Origin of the sequence: Actinomadura sp. KC345 (assembly GCF_004348515.1) — a bacterium.
In the GTDB taxonomy this organism is placed as follows: domain Bacteria; phylum Actinomycetota; class Actinomycetes; order Streptosporangiales; family Streptosporangiaceae; genus Spirillospora.
This window is the reverse complement of the sequence record NZ_SMKH01000213.1, coordinates 1-14,124: the sequence shown is the minus strand read 5'-3', so window position 1 is coordinate 14,124 and position 14,124 is coordinate 1. Positions and strand designations below refer to the sequence as shown.

The following is a 14,124-nucleotide window of genomic DNA, read 5'->3' as shown; positions in this document are numbered from 1 at the left end:
CCCGAAACCCGCTCCCACCTCACCCCGGGCACGCAGGAACCTCCCGCCGTCCCGACCGAGGCGACCCCTGCCGCGACCCACCTGACCGGCCTGGTCGACGCGGCCGACCCAGCCGCCCTGCCCGACGCGGCCGACCCGGCCGCCCTGCCCGACGTACCCGACCTGCTGGATCTGCTCGGCACACCGGTCGCCGAGCTGATCGGCGACGAGTGGAACCGCAGCCCGCACCCCACGCTGATCGGCGTCGAGAACGACGACGACCCCGTCTGGGTGGACATCATGGGCGGCAACCCCGACCTGCCGCACGGGTTGATCCTCGGGCTCAGGGACGAGCCCGACCCGCTCCTGCGCACGATCGTGCTCAGCCTCGCCCTCGGCCACTCCCCGAACGTCGTGAACTTCGCGTTCGTCGACCTTTCGCGAGACCTCACCTTCACCGGTCTGGGCCGCCTCCCCCATGTCGCGACCGCCGTCCACAGCAACCTGCCCGAGTCGCCCCTCCTCAGCCGGCTGACAGAGGCGCTCGAAGCCGAACGGAGGCGGCGCGAAGCCGTCCTCCGGGCCGTGCACCTCCCCACATGGGACGCCTACCAGTCGGCCATGGCGAATGGGCGGGAGCTCGAACCTCTGCCCGCCCTCATTGTGATCATCGACGACGTCGGCCCGTTCCTGGACGCCCAGCCCGACGTGATCGAGCCGCTCTCCCGGCTTTGCGAGGCGGGACCGGCCCAGGGGATCACGTTCGTCTTCCGCTCGCCGAACGACCAGCCCCCGCCGTCCGTCGCCTCCCTCGTCGGGTGGCAGATCACCGCCCCGGGAACATGGGGCCCAGGCACCGCGTCCCTGCACATCTTCGGGCAGAGCGTCCACCCCGGCTTCCGTCCCGCGTACGTCGCGCTCGAGACCGCCGCCCCCATCGTGGAGGCCATGCGCCGGCGCGGCCCGCATGCGAACAGGCTCCACTGGCCGGACGAGCCCGGCACTCCCTCGGAGCCGCCGTCTCCGCCCGTGATCCTCCCGGAGTCGGACGTCCTCACGTTGAACGGCGCAGGGCGAAGGGGGACGTTCGAGGAGACCTGGGCGCTCCCCCCGATCGAACCCCGTGATCCAGCGATCGGGTACGACCCGGACGGAAACGTCGTCACTCTGTACCCGCTCGACATATCGGCCGGAATCCCGCACGGCCTGATCGTGGGCGAGACCGCGGCCCGGCAGCGCGCCGCCCGCAACATCGCCCTCGCGCTCGCGGCGACCTACTCCCCCAAGGACCTCACCTTCGCCTTCGCCGGCCTGGGCGAGCACGCCCTCGGCAGGCCGCTCGACCTCCCGCACGTCGCGTTCTCCGACGACGAACTGCTCGGGCGGCCAGAGCGGCTCCAGAGCTTCATCGACTACCTGTCGGCGGAGCTGGACTCCCGTGCCGCGTCGAGCCACGGCGAAGAGCCGGGGCTGGTCGTCTTCGCCGACGTGTCGCTGACGTTCCCGTCCAGCAGGCCCGCGGTGGGCGAGACGCTGCTGTCGGCGGCGCAGCGCGGCAGGGCCCTCGGCGTGCAGCTCCTGGTGTCCTCGTCCACGGTCGAAGGCACCACGATCTGGAACCGGTTCCTGCCCCTTCTCGGCTGGCGCGTCGCGGCGGGCCGCATGCCGCCCTCGCTTCAGCGCGTCCTCGGGCAGGCGAACCTCCCCTTCCCCGACGAGCGCACCGCCTACCTTCTCGCGGGCGGCGGCGGCCCCCGCCGGCTCACCCTCGCCCCGGACCCCCCGGAGTCCGCCGTCCGGGACTTCGCCCGCCGCGCCACCGAAGCCGACACGGACCTGAGCCTCCGCCGGCTTCTCGGGATCGACCCCGCCGCCGAGGACGAGAGCGTCATGAGAGTGCTCCGGAACCTGTTCCGTTCGGAACGGTCGGCTTGGAGGCACTCGCGCCATCTGGTCTTCGAGGGGACGGAGCAGCCGGCCATGGCCAGGGCGGCGGAGTTGTACGGAGGGATGCTCGCCGCGCTGGGACGCCTGGCGCACGGCGACGTCCGGGAGGTGACCATCAGCTCGTCGGGCCACATCCTGGCCGGCGCCCGACCGGACACGACGATCGGCATGCTGTTCGCCCAGAGCCGCGGCGGCGTGCTGCTGATCCACATGAGCGACGCCCACCCCGACGGCCGCCCCGTCGGGTGGCTGGGCAACGGACTCCGGCCGTCGATGGACCGGCACGGGGAGGACCCGGTCGTCGTCCTCTGCGCGGACGCCGACCAAGTACTGGCCCTCCGCAACGCCGACCCGTTCTTCACGGACCAGTTCAGCAGGATCGGAGGCTTCGAGCGGACGCCGCCGACCGACCCCGGCCCCCCGGGCACTCCGGCGGCGGGCTCGGGCGGCCGGGTCCGGATCGGTGTCGACGACGAGACGGGCGAACCCGTCCTGCTGGACTTCGACACCGACCGGCATCTGCTGATCAGCGGTCCCTCCGGGCACCGCAGAGCGACCCTGGCCCGCCTGCTCGTCGAGGAGATCGCCAGGTCCCGGCCCGCCTGGCGCAGAAGGATCTACATCCTTGATCATCCAAGCGATCCGCTCCCGCTGGACCCGGGTGTCGAAGGGCTGGAACGGGTCCGATCCTCCGGCGGTTCCGGCGACCCCGCCGAGCTGGTGGCCGAAGTGGCCAAGACCGCGCGGCGATGGAGTGACAGCGGGCTGGAGACCTACCTGATCGTGACGAACCGCCAGCGTCTGCTCAGGGGGGATCCGCTGACACCGCTCCTGCCCCTGCTGGAGCCGGGTCGCGAGCACGGCCTGCACCTGGTCCTGTCGCGCCCTCAGTTCGGCTTCGGCGAGCCCCCGGACCCGATGGTCAGGGCGTTGCGCGAGGCCGGTTCCCCCGCGCTGCTGATGGGTCACAGCGGCCAGGAGGCGGAGCTGTGGGACGTCCCGCAACCGCTTCTCGCCTCGCTGTCCGGCGGGAGGGCCGTCCTGGCGCGCGGCGACCAGCGGAGACTCATCCGGGTCCTCGGGTCCTGAGCATTCTGGATCGATCCGTCCATAACGTGTTACGGTGCGGGTATGGCACGGCCGAGGAAGTTCGAGGAGGAGCGGGCCGTCGAGGCCGCCATGCGCGCCTTCTGGTCGGACGGGTACGAGGCGACCTCGACGCAGACGTTGTGCGAGGCCACGGGGCTCGGGCGCAGCAGCGTCTACAACACGTTCACCAGCAAGCGCGACCTGTTCGAGAGGGCGCTGATCCTCTACATGGACGCCAAGACGTCCAACCTCATCGCGACCCTGGAGGACGGGAGCCGACCCGTCCGGGAGCGGCTCCGGACGATCCTGGAGTGGGCCGTGGAACCCGACGCCGACGATCCGGCCGGATGCCTGGTCGTCAACACGACGGTGGAGATGGCGCCGCACGACGAGGGGATCGCGGAGCGGCTCGACAGGGACCAGCGTCGGCGGCTGGCCGCGCTGAAGGCCGCCATCGAGGACGGGATGCGCGCCGGGGAGATCGACCAGGGCAAGGACGCTCCGGCGCTGGCGCACTTCATCATCTCGACGGTCGCCGGCATGCGGGTCGCCGCCCGCGGCGGCGCCGGCCGGGCGACGCTCACGTCGATCGCCGACACGGCCATGGACGCCATCTGAGACACGGGGCGGCGAACACCGTCCCTTTTTTGCGACCTTGTTTTGTACTGACCAATGCAGAAAGGCTGGCGCCGATGCCACTGGCCGTCTACGTGCTGGGTCTGGCGATCTTCGCGCAGGGCACGTCGGAGCTGATGCCGGCCGGGCTGCTGCCCGGCATGGCGAACGACCTGGAGGTGTCGGTGCCCGCCGCCGGCCTGCTGATCTCGGCGTTCGCGATCGGGATGCTGGCGGGCGCGCCCGTCCTCGCCGTGCTCACGCTGCGCTGGCCGCACCGCCGGGCGCTGCTGTCCTTCCTCGCGGTGTTCGCGGTGACCCACGTGATCGGCGCGGTGACGTCCGACTACCGGGTCCTGTTCGCGACGCGGATCGTGGGCGCGTTCGTGTACGCGGGATTCTGGGCGGTGGCCGGGGCGACGGCGCTGAAGCTCGTCCCCCGGGGCGCGCGCGGCAGGGCGATGGGCGTCCTCGCCGGCGGGCTCACGGTCGCGGCGATCGCGGGCCTTCCGGCGGGGACGTTGATCGGGCAGCACCTCGGCTGGCGGGCGGCGTTCTGGGCCGTCGCGGCGATGTCGGTGGCCGTGATGGCCGGGGTCGCCGCGACGATCCCGGCCGGGCGCGGGGACGGCGCGGTGCCCCGGATACGGGACGAGGTGCGCGCGGTGGCCGTCCCCCGGCTGTGGCTCCTGTACGGGACGACGGCCCTGGCCACGAGCGCGTGCATGGTCACGTTCGGCTACCTGGGCGCGCTGCTGACGGAGACGACCCGCATCGCCGAGGCGTGGGTGCCCGGCGTCCTCGCCCTGTACGGAGCGGGAGCCCTCATCGGCATCACGATCGGCGGGCGGACGGCCGACACGCGGGGCATCCCGACCCTGTACGCCGGGTTCGGCGGGCTCGTCGCCGTTTCGGTCGCGCTGGCGCTGACCGTGCGGTCACCCGCCCCGGTGGTGGTGCTGGTGTTCCTGCTCGGCTTCGCCGCGTTCGTGACGAACCCGACGCTCAACACGCGGGCGTTCGGGATGGTGGACGGCGCGGCGACGCTGGTCGCGGCGGGCAACGTGGTCGCGTTCAACGTCGGCATCACCGCGGGCCCGTGGCTCGGCGGGCTGGCGATCGGCGCGGGCGCCGGCTACGCGTCCCTCGGCTGGATCGGGGCGGGCCTGGGCGTGCTGGCGCTCGGAGCCGTGGCCCTCGGGCGGATCGGCCGCCGGACGACGGCCACGGCCCCGGCACGGTCGGCAGGGGCACGGTCAGCGGCAGGAGTCGGCGGGGAAGCTCCATAGGGCTCGCTTGCGGGCGTACTCGGCCACCGTCCAGATGCGGTGCTGGCCCCGGTAGCAGGACATGTCCTCGGGTCCGTGGGAGATGGTGCGGAACGTGACCCGGCCCCAGTCCCACAGGCCGCGCTCGGGCATGAGGAGACGGCCGCGCTTCTTGCCGCGTCCCTGCGTGAACCACCACTGGCCGTTCGTCCTGACCCCGCCCTGGATGCGGTCCGCGGGGAGGGTGGCGGCCCAGTTGGCGTGGACGGTGCGGGTGCCGGAGAGCGCGGGCAGAGGCCAGGTGACCACGCGCCCCCGGGGGCCCTTCGGGCGGCACCACTCTCCGGCGATGAGCGCGTGGCTCCAGGTGGTGCGGTCGACGGCGATCCACGACACGCGCAGCGGACCGGAGCCCTTGCATCCGGAACCCGACGTGCCGAGGGCGAAGTTCCAGCTTCCCGTCTGGGGCATCACGTAGCGGTGGCCGTGGCCGTAGTACTTGCCGCCGTGGAGGCCGACCCGGCCGGGGGCGCCCGTGGAGCCGGCCTTGCTCCTGCCGAGGTCGAAGATCTGGCGCATGTCGAACTCGCGCACGCCGTGGCGGGTGTCGGCCACGTACACCTTGTCGCCGTACCAGGCGATGCCGCCCGCGTGGATGCCGATGTCGGTGTACGTCGGCCGCTTGCCCTTCATCGTCGGATAGACGAGCAGGACGTGCCGGTAGGTGCGCCTGTCCGGGTTGACGAACGTGAGCCTGATCTTGCCGCTGTCGTGCCAGGACACGAGGATGGCCCTGCCGCCGCCGGTCCAGCGCTCGCCCGCCACCGCGTCGGAGATGGTCGCGACGCCCTGCGGGACCCATTTCGTGGTGGCGGAGTCCGCCTTGTCGAAGCAGTACACGACGGAGCGCGCGGGCACGGCCGCCGCCTTGCCGCAGCCGCCGCCGAGCCTGCGCTGGCCGGACGAGGTGAGCAGCGCGTCGACACCGCTCCTGTGCAGCCTCTCGCCCAGCTCCCGGATCGGCCTGCCGCGGTCGGAGCCGCGGCGCAGGTCGAAGTCACGGAGGCTCGGCGCCGCCGCCCGCGCGGGCGCCGCATCGGCGCCGTCCGGCACGGCCGCCGCCTCGACGGCCACCACGGGAACGGCCAGCGGGACGCCCGCCGCGACGAGCGCGATCCTCCGCCGGCGGACACGCATCAGTGAGCATTTTTCCGCCGCGGTCGCCCGTACCGGGCGCCGCGGGAGACGGGCCGGACGAGAAGCGGTCACCGCACGCTGCAAGATCATCACGATGCGCAACGTATCCCAGGCCGCACACCGGTCCGGACCCGACATGACCTCGGGAAATGCAACTTAGTTTTCGTTCGGTATTACGCCGCCCGCGTGAACCCGCGCCGGTGCGCGGGCGTCGGTGAGTCATGAGCCGGACGGCCCCCGCTCGCCGGGGGCCGTCCGGGAGACCCTCGTCAGCGCAGGCGGCACGTCCCGCTGTCGGACTTCGAGGGGTCGCTCTCCGAGGTTCCCGTCACCCGCAGGCGTGCCCGGCGGTCCGCGCCCGGCCCGGCCTTCGCCCACACCTCGACCTTCGTGCGGGCCCCCGCCTCGGCGGTGGCCAGCTCGTTCGGCAGCCAGGTCGTCCAGCCGCCGCCGGACACACCGGCCTTGAGGCGGAACACGTCCGAGCGGTGCCGGCCGTCGCCGCCCCTGCCCCTGTTGTCGAGCGTGAGCGTGCACTTCGCCCAGCCGCCGCCGGTCGGCCTGGCCTGGCCGTCGCCGACCCGCACGCCGCGCCGCTGCGGCCCGGACCCGTCCAGCGAGCGGATCGCGACCGTGTAGGACAGGACGCCCTTCCGGTCGCGGTGCAGATCCAGGACGTAGAAGTGCAGGCGGTTGGCCTCGTCGACGTACTCGTACTCGCTGCCGGAGTTCGTCCCGGCGTGGTACAGGGCGTCCGAGAGCTGCCGGTAGTCGCCGATCGTCATCTTCTTAGGCGTGCCGTCCGGCAGGACGAAGTCGACCTTGTCGATGTCCTGCGGATTGGCGTCCTTGACCCAGTTGACTTGCTCCCCCCGGCTAGGGCGGGCGGATTCCGGCCTTCGCAGGCTGGGGTTCCTGTTTCGTGGGCGAGTGCGTCCGGTTGCCCGGATGTCTGACCTCGCCTCCGCAGGCAGTCACCGCTTGACCAGCGGCCAGGATGTTCTTGGCGGCGTTGATGTCCCGGTCGTGCCGGGTGCCGCAGGACGGGCATCGCCACGTCCGGGTGCTGAGCGCGAGTTGTGCGAGCAGGTGCCGCACGCCGAGCAGGCTTTTGGAGCTGGGAAACCAGCGGTCGACCACGATCAGGCGGCGGCCGTACTCGGCGGACTTGTACTCCAGTTGGCGGCGGAACTCGCCCCACCCGCAGTCGGAGATCGCCCGCGCGAGCCTGTGGTTGCGGACCATGTTGGTCACCGCGAGGTCTTCGACCACGATCACATCGTGCTCACGGACCCTGGGTGCGCAGCACCTGCTGCAACGGCACCGAGGACACCTCGTTCAGCCAGGCGAACTCCTCGGCCTGCTTGAGCCCGGTGAGGAACGCGTTGGCCTGCGGCACGTTCGTGGAAACGCGGTCTTGATGCCAGCGGTGGTGCCGCCAGGCCAGCGTCTGGTTCCACACCACGCGTACGCACCCGAACGTGCGGTTCAGCACCGCCGCCTGCTCGGGGGTCGGGTAGGCCCGACACTTATACGCCGTCCGCACCACAGAACGTTAGCAGGCGATACCAGTTCTGTTTAAGTTCTCTCTGTCGTGCCGAAGGTCCGCGCGGACGGCTGGGCGCGCTGCCACGGCTGCGTCTGCGGCCAGTGCCGCATCTGCCACGGGTTGGCGGTGGGTCGCGGAATCGCGGTCGGCTCAGGAGTAGGTGTCGCCTGCGCGGCGGCCGGGACGGCCGCGAGTCCCACGACCAGGCCCATGGCCGTCGCGGGCACCAGCAGCATGTTGTCGAAGCGCATGTCACCCCTGCCTCTGGTGTGGACTGCGCAGAACGTAAGGCAGGAGATTCGACCCAGCTACGGCCGACTTAGCCGAGCTTGCGTTGCTCGCCCTGGCATGTCGGACAGTGTGCCCAGGTCACACCGCGCCCAGGTCACCGCGCCCAGGTCACACCGGCAGCTCCCGCTCGGCCACGACGATGCCGTCCTCGTCGCTGTAGAGCCAGTCGCCCGGACGGAACTCCACGCCGCCGAACGTGACCGGGACGTCCACCTCTCCGGCGCCGTCCTTGGCGCTCTTGCGCGGGTTCGAGCCGAGGGCCTTCGCGCCGAGGTCCAGTCCGCGCAGCGCGGCCACGTCGCGGACCGCGCCGTTGATGACGGTCCCGGCCCAGCCGTTCGCCACGGCCGCCGCCGCGATCATGTCGCCCATCAGGGCGGACGCCAGCGAGCCGCCGCCGTCCACGACCAGCACGCGGCCCTCGCCGGGGGTGTTCAGCAGCTTCTTCACCAGCCCGTTGTCGCGGTGGCAGCGCACGGTCGAGACCGGGCCGGCGAACGCCGCGCGCCCGCCGTACTGGCGGAACTGCGTCTCGCAGCTGCGCAGCTCGTCCCCGAAGCCGTCGATGAGGTCAGCGGTCGCGAAGTCCATCCCGGCAGCCTACTGGTCGGTAATAGATCAGTGGGACGGCGCGTCGGTGGGGCGGCCGATCAGGCGGGACAGGACGATCGACGTCTTCGTCGCCGTGATGTTGTCCTCGCGGCGCAGCCTTTCGAGCGCCTGCTCCAGATGCTGGATGTCGCGGGACCGCACGTGGACGAGCGCGCTGGCCTCGCCGCTGATCGTGTAGGCGGCGACGACCTCGGGATGGCCCCGGACGCTTGAGTAGATCTCGTCGGGGGAGGTCGCGCCCGTGCAGAAGATCTCGATGAACGCCTCGGTCGTCCAGCCCAGCGCGGCCGGGTCGACGACGGCCGCGAAGCCGTTGATGACGCCGTCCGCGCGGAGCCGGTCGACGCGACGCTTCACGGCCGGGGCCGACAGCCCGACGCGGTCGCCGATCTGCGCGTACGAGGCACGCCCGTCCTCCAGGAGCTGCGCAACGATTCGACGGTCCAGCTCGTCAAGACGCAACAAATAACACCCCTGAAGTCCGTTTTCGTCATTGGTCGGTGGTAGATCCCGAACATACGCTGGTAGCCGGACCGGCGGCCACCTGACCCGTCCGGCCCCTCCCCCACGGCACCGGATCACCGTCCGGTGCCCCAGCCATGCCCGGCCACTCGGCCGGTCCGAGCCGCGAAGGAGTGTCGTGAGGGCGACCGATCAGCTGATGGCGATGTCCGACGAGCACAGCGCGCACAACTACCATCCCCTCCCGATCGTCGTCGCCGAGGCCGAGGGCGTCTGGCTGACCGACGTCGAGGGGAACCGGTACCTGGACATGCTGGCCGCGTACTCCGCGGTCAACTTCGGGCACCGCAACCCGCGCCTCACCGAGGCCGCCAAGCGGCAGATGGACCGCGTCACGCTGGTGAGCCGGGCGTTCGACCACGACAACTTCGGGCCGTTCGTCACCGAGCTGGCCGAGCTGTGCGGCAAGGACATGGTGCTGCCGATGAACAGCGGCGCCGAGGCCGTCGAGACCGCCCTGAAGACCGCCCGCAAGTGGGGCTACGAGGTCAGGGGCGTACCGGCCGGCGAGGCGAACATCATCACGTTCGAGGGGAACTTCCACGGCCGCACCACGACGATCGTCAGCTTCTCCACCGACCCGGACGCCAAGGACTCCTACGGGCCCTACACGCCCGGCTTCCGGACCGTCCCGTACGGGGACGTCGACGCGCTGAAGGCCGCGATGGACGGCTCCACGGTCGGCGTGCTGATCGAGCCGATCCAGGGCGAGGCGGGCGTGAACGTCCCGCCGAGCGGGTTCCTGCGCGCGGTGCGTGACCTGTGCACCGCCAACGGCACGCTGATGATCGCGGACGAGATCCAGTCGGGCCTCGGCCGCACCGGAGCGACCTTCGCGTGCGAGCACGAGGACGTCGTGCCCGACGTCTACATCCTCGGCAAGGCGCTCGGCGGCGGCATCATGCCCGTCTCCGCCGTCGTCGCCGACGCGGACGTCCTGGGCGTCTTCAGGCCGGGCCAGCACGGCTCGACGTTCGGCGGCAATCCGCTCGCCTGCGCGATCGGCCGTGAGGTCGTCGCGATGCTGAAGACCGGCGAGTACCAGGAGCGCTCCCGGACGCTCGGCGCGCACATGCACGAGCGCCTCGGCGCGCTGCCGGGCGGCATCGTCCGCGAGGTCCGCGGCCGCGGCCTGTGGGCGGGCGTCGAGCTGCACGGGAAGGCGCGCCCGGTCAGCGAGCGCTTCATGGACCTCGGCGTCCTCGCCAAGGAGACCCACGAGACCACCCTCCGCCTCGCCCCGCCCCTGACCATCGAGACCCGCGACCTCGACTGGGCCCTGGACCAGCTGGAAACGGCATTGAAGGACTGACCTCCCCCTTACGTTCTCCAGCGCAAACTCCAGACTCCTCAAAGTCTCGGCCGGGTGCCCGCATGGCGTGCCCGGCCGAGCCGCCCTCCCGGGGAGGGTGGAGGCATGCTGCGGAAATGGGGTAGGCGCCGGGTCGTGATCGGATGCGGCGGGACGGCGCTGGGCGTCGTCCTGCTGCTGGTGGGCGGCCTCTATCTGCTGCAGCGCACCTACGACGACGACGTCAAGCGGATCTCCGGGGCGATGCCCACCACGTCGGGGCGGCCGTCGTCCACCGGGCGCGGGGAGAACTGGCTGCTGATCGGCTCGGACCGGCGCGCGGACATACCGTCGATGGGCGCGCGGGCGGACGCGATCATGCTGGTGCACATGTCCGGGAGCGGCGACCGCGTCTCGGTGATCGCGATCCCCCGGGACGGCTGGGTGCCCGTCCCCGGGCACGGCACCACGAAGATCAACGCCGCGTTCGCGCACGGCGGCCCGGCGCTGCTGATCCGGACCGTGGAGCAGCTCACCCGCGTCCGCGTCGACCACTACGCCGCCCTCGACTTCGGCGGCTTCGTGGAGATGACCGACGCGCTCGGCGGCGTGGACGTCACCATCACCAAGCGCACCCACGACCCGATGCACGACCGCACCTGGGAGGCGGGACGCCAGCATCTGGACGGCGTGGAGGCCCTGGACTTCGTCCGGCAGCGCTGGAACCTGCCGAGCGGGGACCTCGACCGGATCAAGCGGCAGCAGGCGTTCCTGGACGCCCTGGCGGACAAGGCGCTGGACACCCGCAACCCGATCAGGATCGACCGGTTCATCAGGGCGGCGACCAGGTCGGTGTCCGTGGACGGGTCGGTGACCGCCGGCATGCTGCGCGGGCTGGCGCGCCGGCTGCTGGACACGTCCCGGCTGGAGTACCTGACCACTCCGGTCGCGCGGACGGCCGAGCGGGGCGGGCAGAGCGTCGTGCTGCTGAACGACGACGGCGTGCGGGAGCTGTTCACGGCCGTCCGTGAGGACGATGTCGGCGACTACGTGTCCCGCAACGGCGCCGGAAACGCGGTGGACGCCGTCCGCTAGGCTCCCGGGCCATGAGCGGCTTGCGGGGGAATCCTTGGGCGATCCTGCTGACGCTCTCCCTCGGCTTCTTCATGACGCTGCTCGACCTCACGATCGTGAACATCGCGATCCCGAGCATGCTCGACCAGCTCGACGCCTCGCTCGACCAGATCCTGTGGGTGGTCAACGCCTACATCCTGGTGCTCGCCGTCCTGCTGATCACCGCGGGGCGGCTCGGCGACCTGTGGGGCAAGAAGAACCTGTTCATCGCGGGTGTCGCGGTGTTCACGCTGTCGAGCCTCGCGTGCGGTGCCGCGCAGGACCCGACCCAGCTGATCGCCGCCCGCGCCGTGCAGGGCCTCGGCGCCGCGCTGCTGATGCCGCAGACCATGTCGATCATCATCGGCGTGTTCCCGGCGGACCGGCGCGGCACCGCCCTCGGCATCTGGGGCGCGGTCGCCGGGGTGTCCACGGTCACCGGCCCGACCGTCGGCGGCCTGCTGGTCACCAGCCTCGACTGGCGCTGGATCTTCTTCGTGAACCTGCCGATCGGCGCCCTCGTGCTGGTCATGGCCGTGCTCATCCTGCCCGGCCACACCCGCACGGTGCGGCACCGCTTCGACCTGACCGGCGTCCTGCTGGCCTCGGCGGCGCTGTTCTGCCTGACGTTCGCGCTCACCGAAGGCCAGAAGCACGACTGGAACGCGGGGATCTGGGGCCTGATCGCTGCCGGCGGCGCGCTGGCCGCCGTCTTCGTCGCCCACCAGCGCACCCGGCAGGACCGCGAGCCGCTCGTCCCGTTCTCGCTGTTCAGGGACCGCAACTTCACCGTCCTGAACTTCGTCGGCGCGGCCGTGTCGATCGGCATGATCGGCGTCTTCCTCCCGATGACGATCTACCTGCAGTCGGTGCTGGGCTACAGCGCCCTCCAGGCGGGGCTCATCCTGGCGCCCGCCTCGGCCCTGTCCGCGGTCCTCTCGCCGTTCGCGGGCCGGCTGTCCGACCGCATCGGCGGCAAGTACATCCTCGTCCCCGGCCTCGGCCTCTACGCCTGCGGCATGCTGTGGCTCGCGGCCGTCTCCGACGTGGGGGCGCACTGGACCGCGTTCATCGCACCGGTGACCGTGATCGGGTTCGGGATCAGCGGCGTGTTCCCGCCGATGACCACCGAAGCCACCCGGAACGTCCCGCCGCGGCTCGCGGGCGCCGCGTCCGGCGTCAACAACATGGTCCGGCAGGTCGGCTCCGTCCTCGGCAGCGCCGCGGTCGGCGCCGTCATGCAGAACCAGCTCGCGGCGGCGCTGAGGGACGAGGCGACGACCCGGTCGTCGGCGCTGCCGCCCGAGATGCGCGGAGACTTCGTCGAGGGCTTCGCCGGCGCCGCGGAGGGCGGACTGGAGGTCGGCGCGGCCCAGAGCGGCCACCGCCAGCCGCCGCCCGGAACCCCGCCGGACATCGCGGACCGCGTCCAGGAACTGGCCGCCCAGGTGTACTCGCACGGCTTCGTGCACGCCCTGACGCCGACGCTGGCGGTGCCGATCACGCTCGTCGCGCTCAGCGCGGTCGTGTGCCTCTTCCTCAGCAACCACCGCGCCGGAGTCCCCGGCACCGCGCCGCTCGCTTCCCCGGTGGCCCCGGTCGACGGGAGTCAGGCGGGTCGCCGGCGCGCGTAGCCCAGGGGGCTACCCCCGGGAGCGTGCCGGCTTCCTGAGGAGCCACTCGCCCGGCGGGCGGGCCGGCGGCACCAGCATGATCCCCGCGACGGCGGCCACCATGCCGCCGGCGACGAAGACGTATCCGGCGAGCGACCCGGAGACGATCAGGTCGCCCTCGGCCCGGCGCAGCGTCATCAGGAACGCCACGAGGCTCCACAGGACGGCCGGGACCGTCGCGCCGAGCCGGCCTCCCATGCCCATCCCCGCCAGCCGCACCATCACGAAGACCAGCGCCACCAGGACGAGCGCCGCGACCGGGACGGGCCCGTAGGTCCAGCTCTGGGCGAACGAGCCGATCAGCCCGAACAGGGCGCCGAGCAGCCCGAGGGCCGCGTACGCGGCGCCGGACAGGAACGCGTCGAACGGCGCCTCGTCGTCCGGGCGCTCACCGGCGGGAGAGGCGCCCGCTCCGTCCGCCTCGCGCTCGCCGGGGGACGAGCTCCCGTGCTCCCCGGTGGCGCGCGGGCCGTTCTTCGCCAGGCTCACCTGGGACTCGTCGTCGTCCTCGTCCACGCCCGCAAGGTTACCGAGCCGTTCAGGCATCCGGGCCGGCAAGCCCGGCGAACAGGTCCCTCTCGCGGCGCCCTGGGCCGAGCGGCCCCAGCTCGCCGGCCTGGAGGATGTAGTGCTCGGTGCCGAACGCCTGCTGGCCGAGGTTGTTCGAGAGCGCGAAGAACGGCCCGGCCTCCTCGGGCGCCACGACGATCTGCGTGCGGTGGGCGCGCAGCGCGGCGAGCTTGGCGGGCAGGTGGGCGCGGCCGTCCACGACCGAGGTGACCTGGCCGTCGGGGACGCCCGAGCCCAGTTCGTCCAGCCCGGCGACGCGGGCGAACGGCAGCTTCGCCTCCCGCATCACCGCGATCGCGCGGGCCAGGACGGTCCGCGGGGTGGCGTAGGCGTAGAACTTGGGCGCCCGCCACGGTTCCGCCCCATGCTGGTGGACGGGGTGCTGGTGGGCGGGGCTCTCGTGGGCGG

12 protein-coding genes and 2 pseudogenes are annotated in these 14,124 nt (G+C 72.1%); 6 read left to right on the top strand and 8 right to left on the bottom strand.

What is annotated here, in order from left to right:
* The 3 genes from E1281_RS28165 to E1281_RS28155 all read left to right on the top strand — a co-directional run.
* Nucleotides 1–3,015, top strand: a 3,015-nt coding sequence (locus tag E1281_RS28165) for an FtsK/SpoIIIE domain-containing protein (protein ID WP_131882740.1), incomplete at its 5' end; no start/stop codon positions are given.
* Between the two features lie 42 nt (nt 3,016–3,057).
* Complete coding sequence (locus E1281_RS28160) at nt 3,058–3,633, top strand: TetR/AcrR family transcriptional regulator (RefSeq protein ID WP_131882739.1); 576 nt, start codon at nt 3,058–3,060, stop codon at nt 3,631–3,633.
* 74 nt (nt 3,634–3,707) lie between these two features.
* Nucleotides 3,708–4,919 (top strand): Cmx/CmrA family chloramphenicol efflux MFS transporter, encoded by a 1,212-nt coding sequence (locus E1281_RS28155; protein WP_131882738.1) that lies wholly within the window; start codon nt 3,708–3,710, stop codon nt 4,917–4,919.
* Here the strand turns inward: E1281_RS28155 and E1281_RS41415 are convergent.
* The 6 genes and pseudogenes from E1281_RS41415 to E1281_RS28125 form a co-directional block, all read right to left on the bottom strand.
* Nucleotides 4,887–6,095 (bottom strand): hypothetical protein, encoded by a 1,209-nt coding sequence (locus E1281_RS41415; protein ID WP_207943533.1) that lies wholly within the window; start codon nt 6,093–6,095, stop codon nt 4,887–4,889. The two genes, E1281_RS28155 and E1281_RS41415, sit on opposite strands and share 33 nt — an antisense overlap.
* Before the next feature lie 269 nt (nt 6,096–6,364).
* Complete coding sequence (locus E1281_RS41410) at nt 6,365–6,880, bottom strand: hypothetical protein (RefSeq protein WP_207943532.1); 516 nt, start codon at nt 6,878–6,880, stop codon at nt 6,365–6,367.
* Between the two features lie 91 nt (nt 6,881–6,971).
* A pseudogene (locus tag E1281_RS28140) lies at nt 6,972–7,641 on the bottom strand (RNA-guided endonuclease TnpB family protein).
* 32 nt (nt 7,642–7,673) lie between these two features.
* Nucleotides 7,674–7,895 carry a hypothetical protein gene (locus E1281_RS28135; protein ID WP_131882737.1) on the bottom strand — a complete coding sequence of 74 codons (222 nt, stop codon included), beginning with the start codon at nt 7,893–7,895 and terminating at the stop codon, nt 7,674–7,676.
* A 148-nt stretch (nt 7,896–8,043) separates the two neighbouring features.
* The gene (rraA, locus tag E1281_RS28130; RefSeq protein WP_131882736.1) at nt 8,044–8,526 is read right to left on the bottom strand and encodes a ribonuclease E activity regulator RraA; all 483 of its coding nucleotides are present in this window, start codon (nt 8,524–8,526) and stop codon (nt 8,044–8,046) included.
* Between the two features lie 27 nt (nt 8,527–8,553).
* Complete coding sequence (locus E1281_RS28125) at nt 8,554–9,009, bottom strand: Lrp/AsnC family transcriptional regulator (RefSeq protein WP_131882735.1); 456 nt, start codon at nt 9,007–9,009, stop codon at nt 8,554–8,556.
* Nucleotides 9,010–9,208: 199 nt separating this feature from the next.
* Between E1281_RS28125 and rocD the strand changes: the two genes are divergently transcribed.
* From rocD to E1281_RS28110, 3 genes are all read left to right on the top strand, one after another.
* Nucleotides 9,209–10,381: an ornithine--oxo-acid transaminase gene (rocD, locus tag E1281_RS28120; RefSeq protein ID WP_207943534.1), complete on the top strand. Its 1,173-nt coding sequence runs from the start codon at nt 9,209–9,211 to the stop codon at nt 10,379–10,381.
* A gap of 105 nt (nt 10,382–10,486) precedes the next feature.
* Nucleotides 10,487–11,455: an LCP family protein gene (locus E1281_RS28115; protein ID WP_131882733.1), complete on the top strand. Its 969-nt coding sequence runs from the start codon at nt 10,487–10,489 to the stop codon at nt 11,453–11,455.
* Nucleotides 11,456–11,466: 11 nt separating this feature from the next.
* Nucleotides 11,467–13,107, top strand: a complete 1,641-nt coding sequence (locus E1281_RS28110) for a DHA2 family efflux MFS transporter permease subunit (protein WP_131882732.1) — start codon at nt 11,467–11,469, stop codon at nt 13,105–13,107.
* 9 nt (nt 13,108–13,116) lie between these two features.
* Here the strand turns inward: E1281_RS28110 and E1281_RS28105 are convergent, their stop codons facing one another.
* Entirely contained in the window at nt 13,117–13,662 is a 546-nt protein-coding gene (locus E1281_RS28105) for a DUF6113 family protein (protein WP_131882731.1), read from the bottom strand.
* A 22-nt stretch (nt 13,663–13,684) separates the two neighbouring features.
* Nucleotides 13,685–14,124, bottom strand: a pseudogene (locus E1281_RS28100) (N-acetyl-1-D-myo-inositol-2-amino-2-deoxy-alpha-D-glucopyranoside deacetylase); the annotation flags it as partial.

Bases quoted from the DNA above. Each gene is read 5' to 3' on its own strand.
- E1281_RS28115 (WP_131882733.1), top strand. From the start codon at position 10,487: ATGCTGCGGAAATGGGGTAGGCGCCGGGTCGTGATCGGATGCGGCGGG.
- E1281_RS41410 (WP_207943532.1), bottom strand. From the start codon at position 6,880: ATGACGATCGGCGACTACCGGCAGCTCTCGGACGCCCTGTACCACGCC.
- E1281_RS28135 (WP_131882737.1), bottom strand. From the start codon at position 7,895: ATGCGCTTCGACAACATGCTGCTGGTGCCCGCGACGGCCATGGGCCTG.
- E1281_RS28110 (WP_131882732.1), top strand. From the start codon at position 11,467: ATGAGCGGCTTGCGGGGGAATCCTTGGGCGATCCTGCTGACGCTCTCC.
- E1281_RS41415 (WP_207943533.1), bottom strand. From the start codon at position 6,095: ATGCGTGTCCGCCGGCGGAGGATCGCGCTCGTCGCGGCGGGCGTCCCG.
- E1281_RS28160 (WP_131882739.1), top strand. From the start codon at position 3,058: ATGGCACGGCCGAGGAAGTTCGAGGAGGAGCGGGCCGTCGAGGCCGCC.
- rraA (WP_131882736.1), bottom strand. From the start codon at position 8,526: ATGGACTTCGCGACCGCTGACCTCATCGACGGCTTCGGGGACGAGCTG.
- E1281_RS28155 (WP_131882738.1), top strand. From the start codon at position 3,708: ATGCCACTGGCCGTCTACGTGCTGGGTCTGGCGATCTTCGCGCAGGGC.
- rocD (WP_207943534.1), top strand. From the start codon at position 9,209: ATGGCGATGTCCGACGAGCACAGCGCGCACAACTACCATCCCCTCCCG.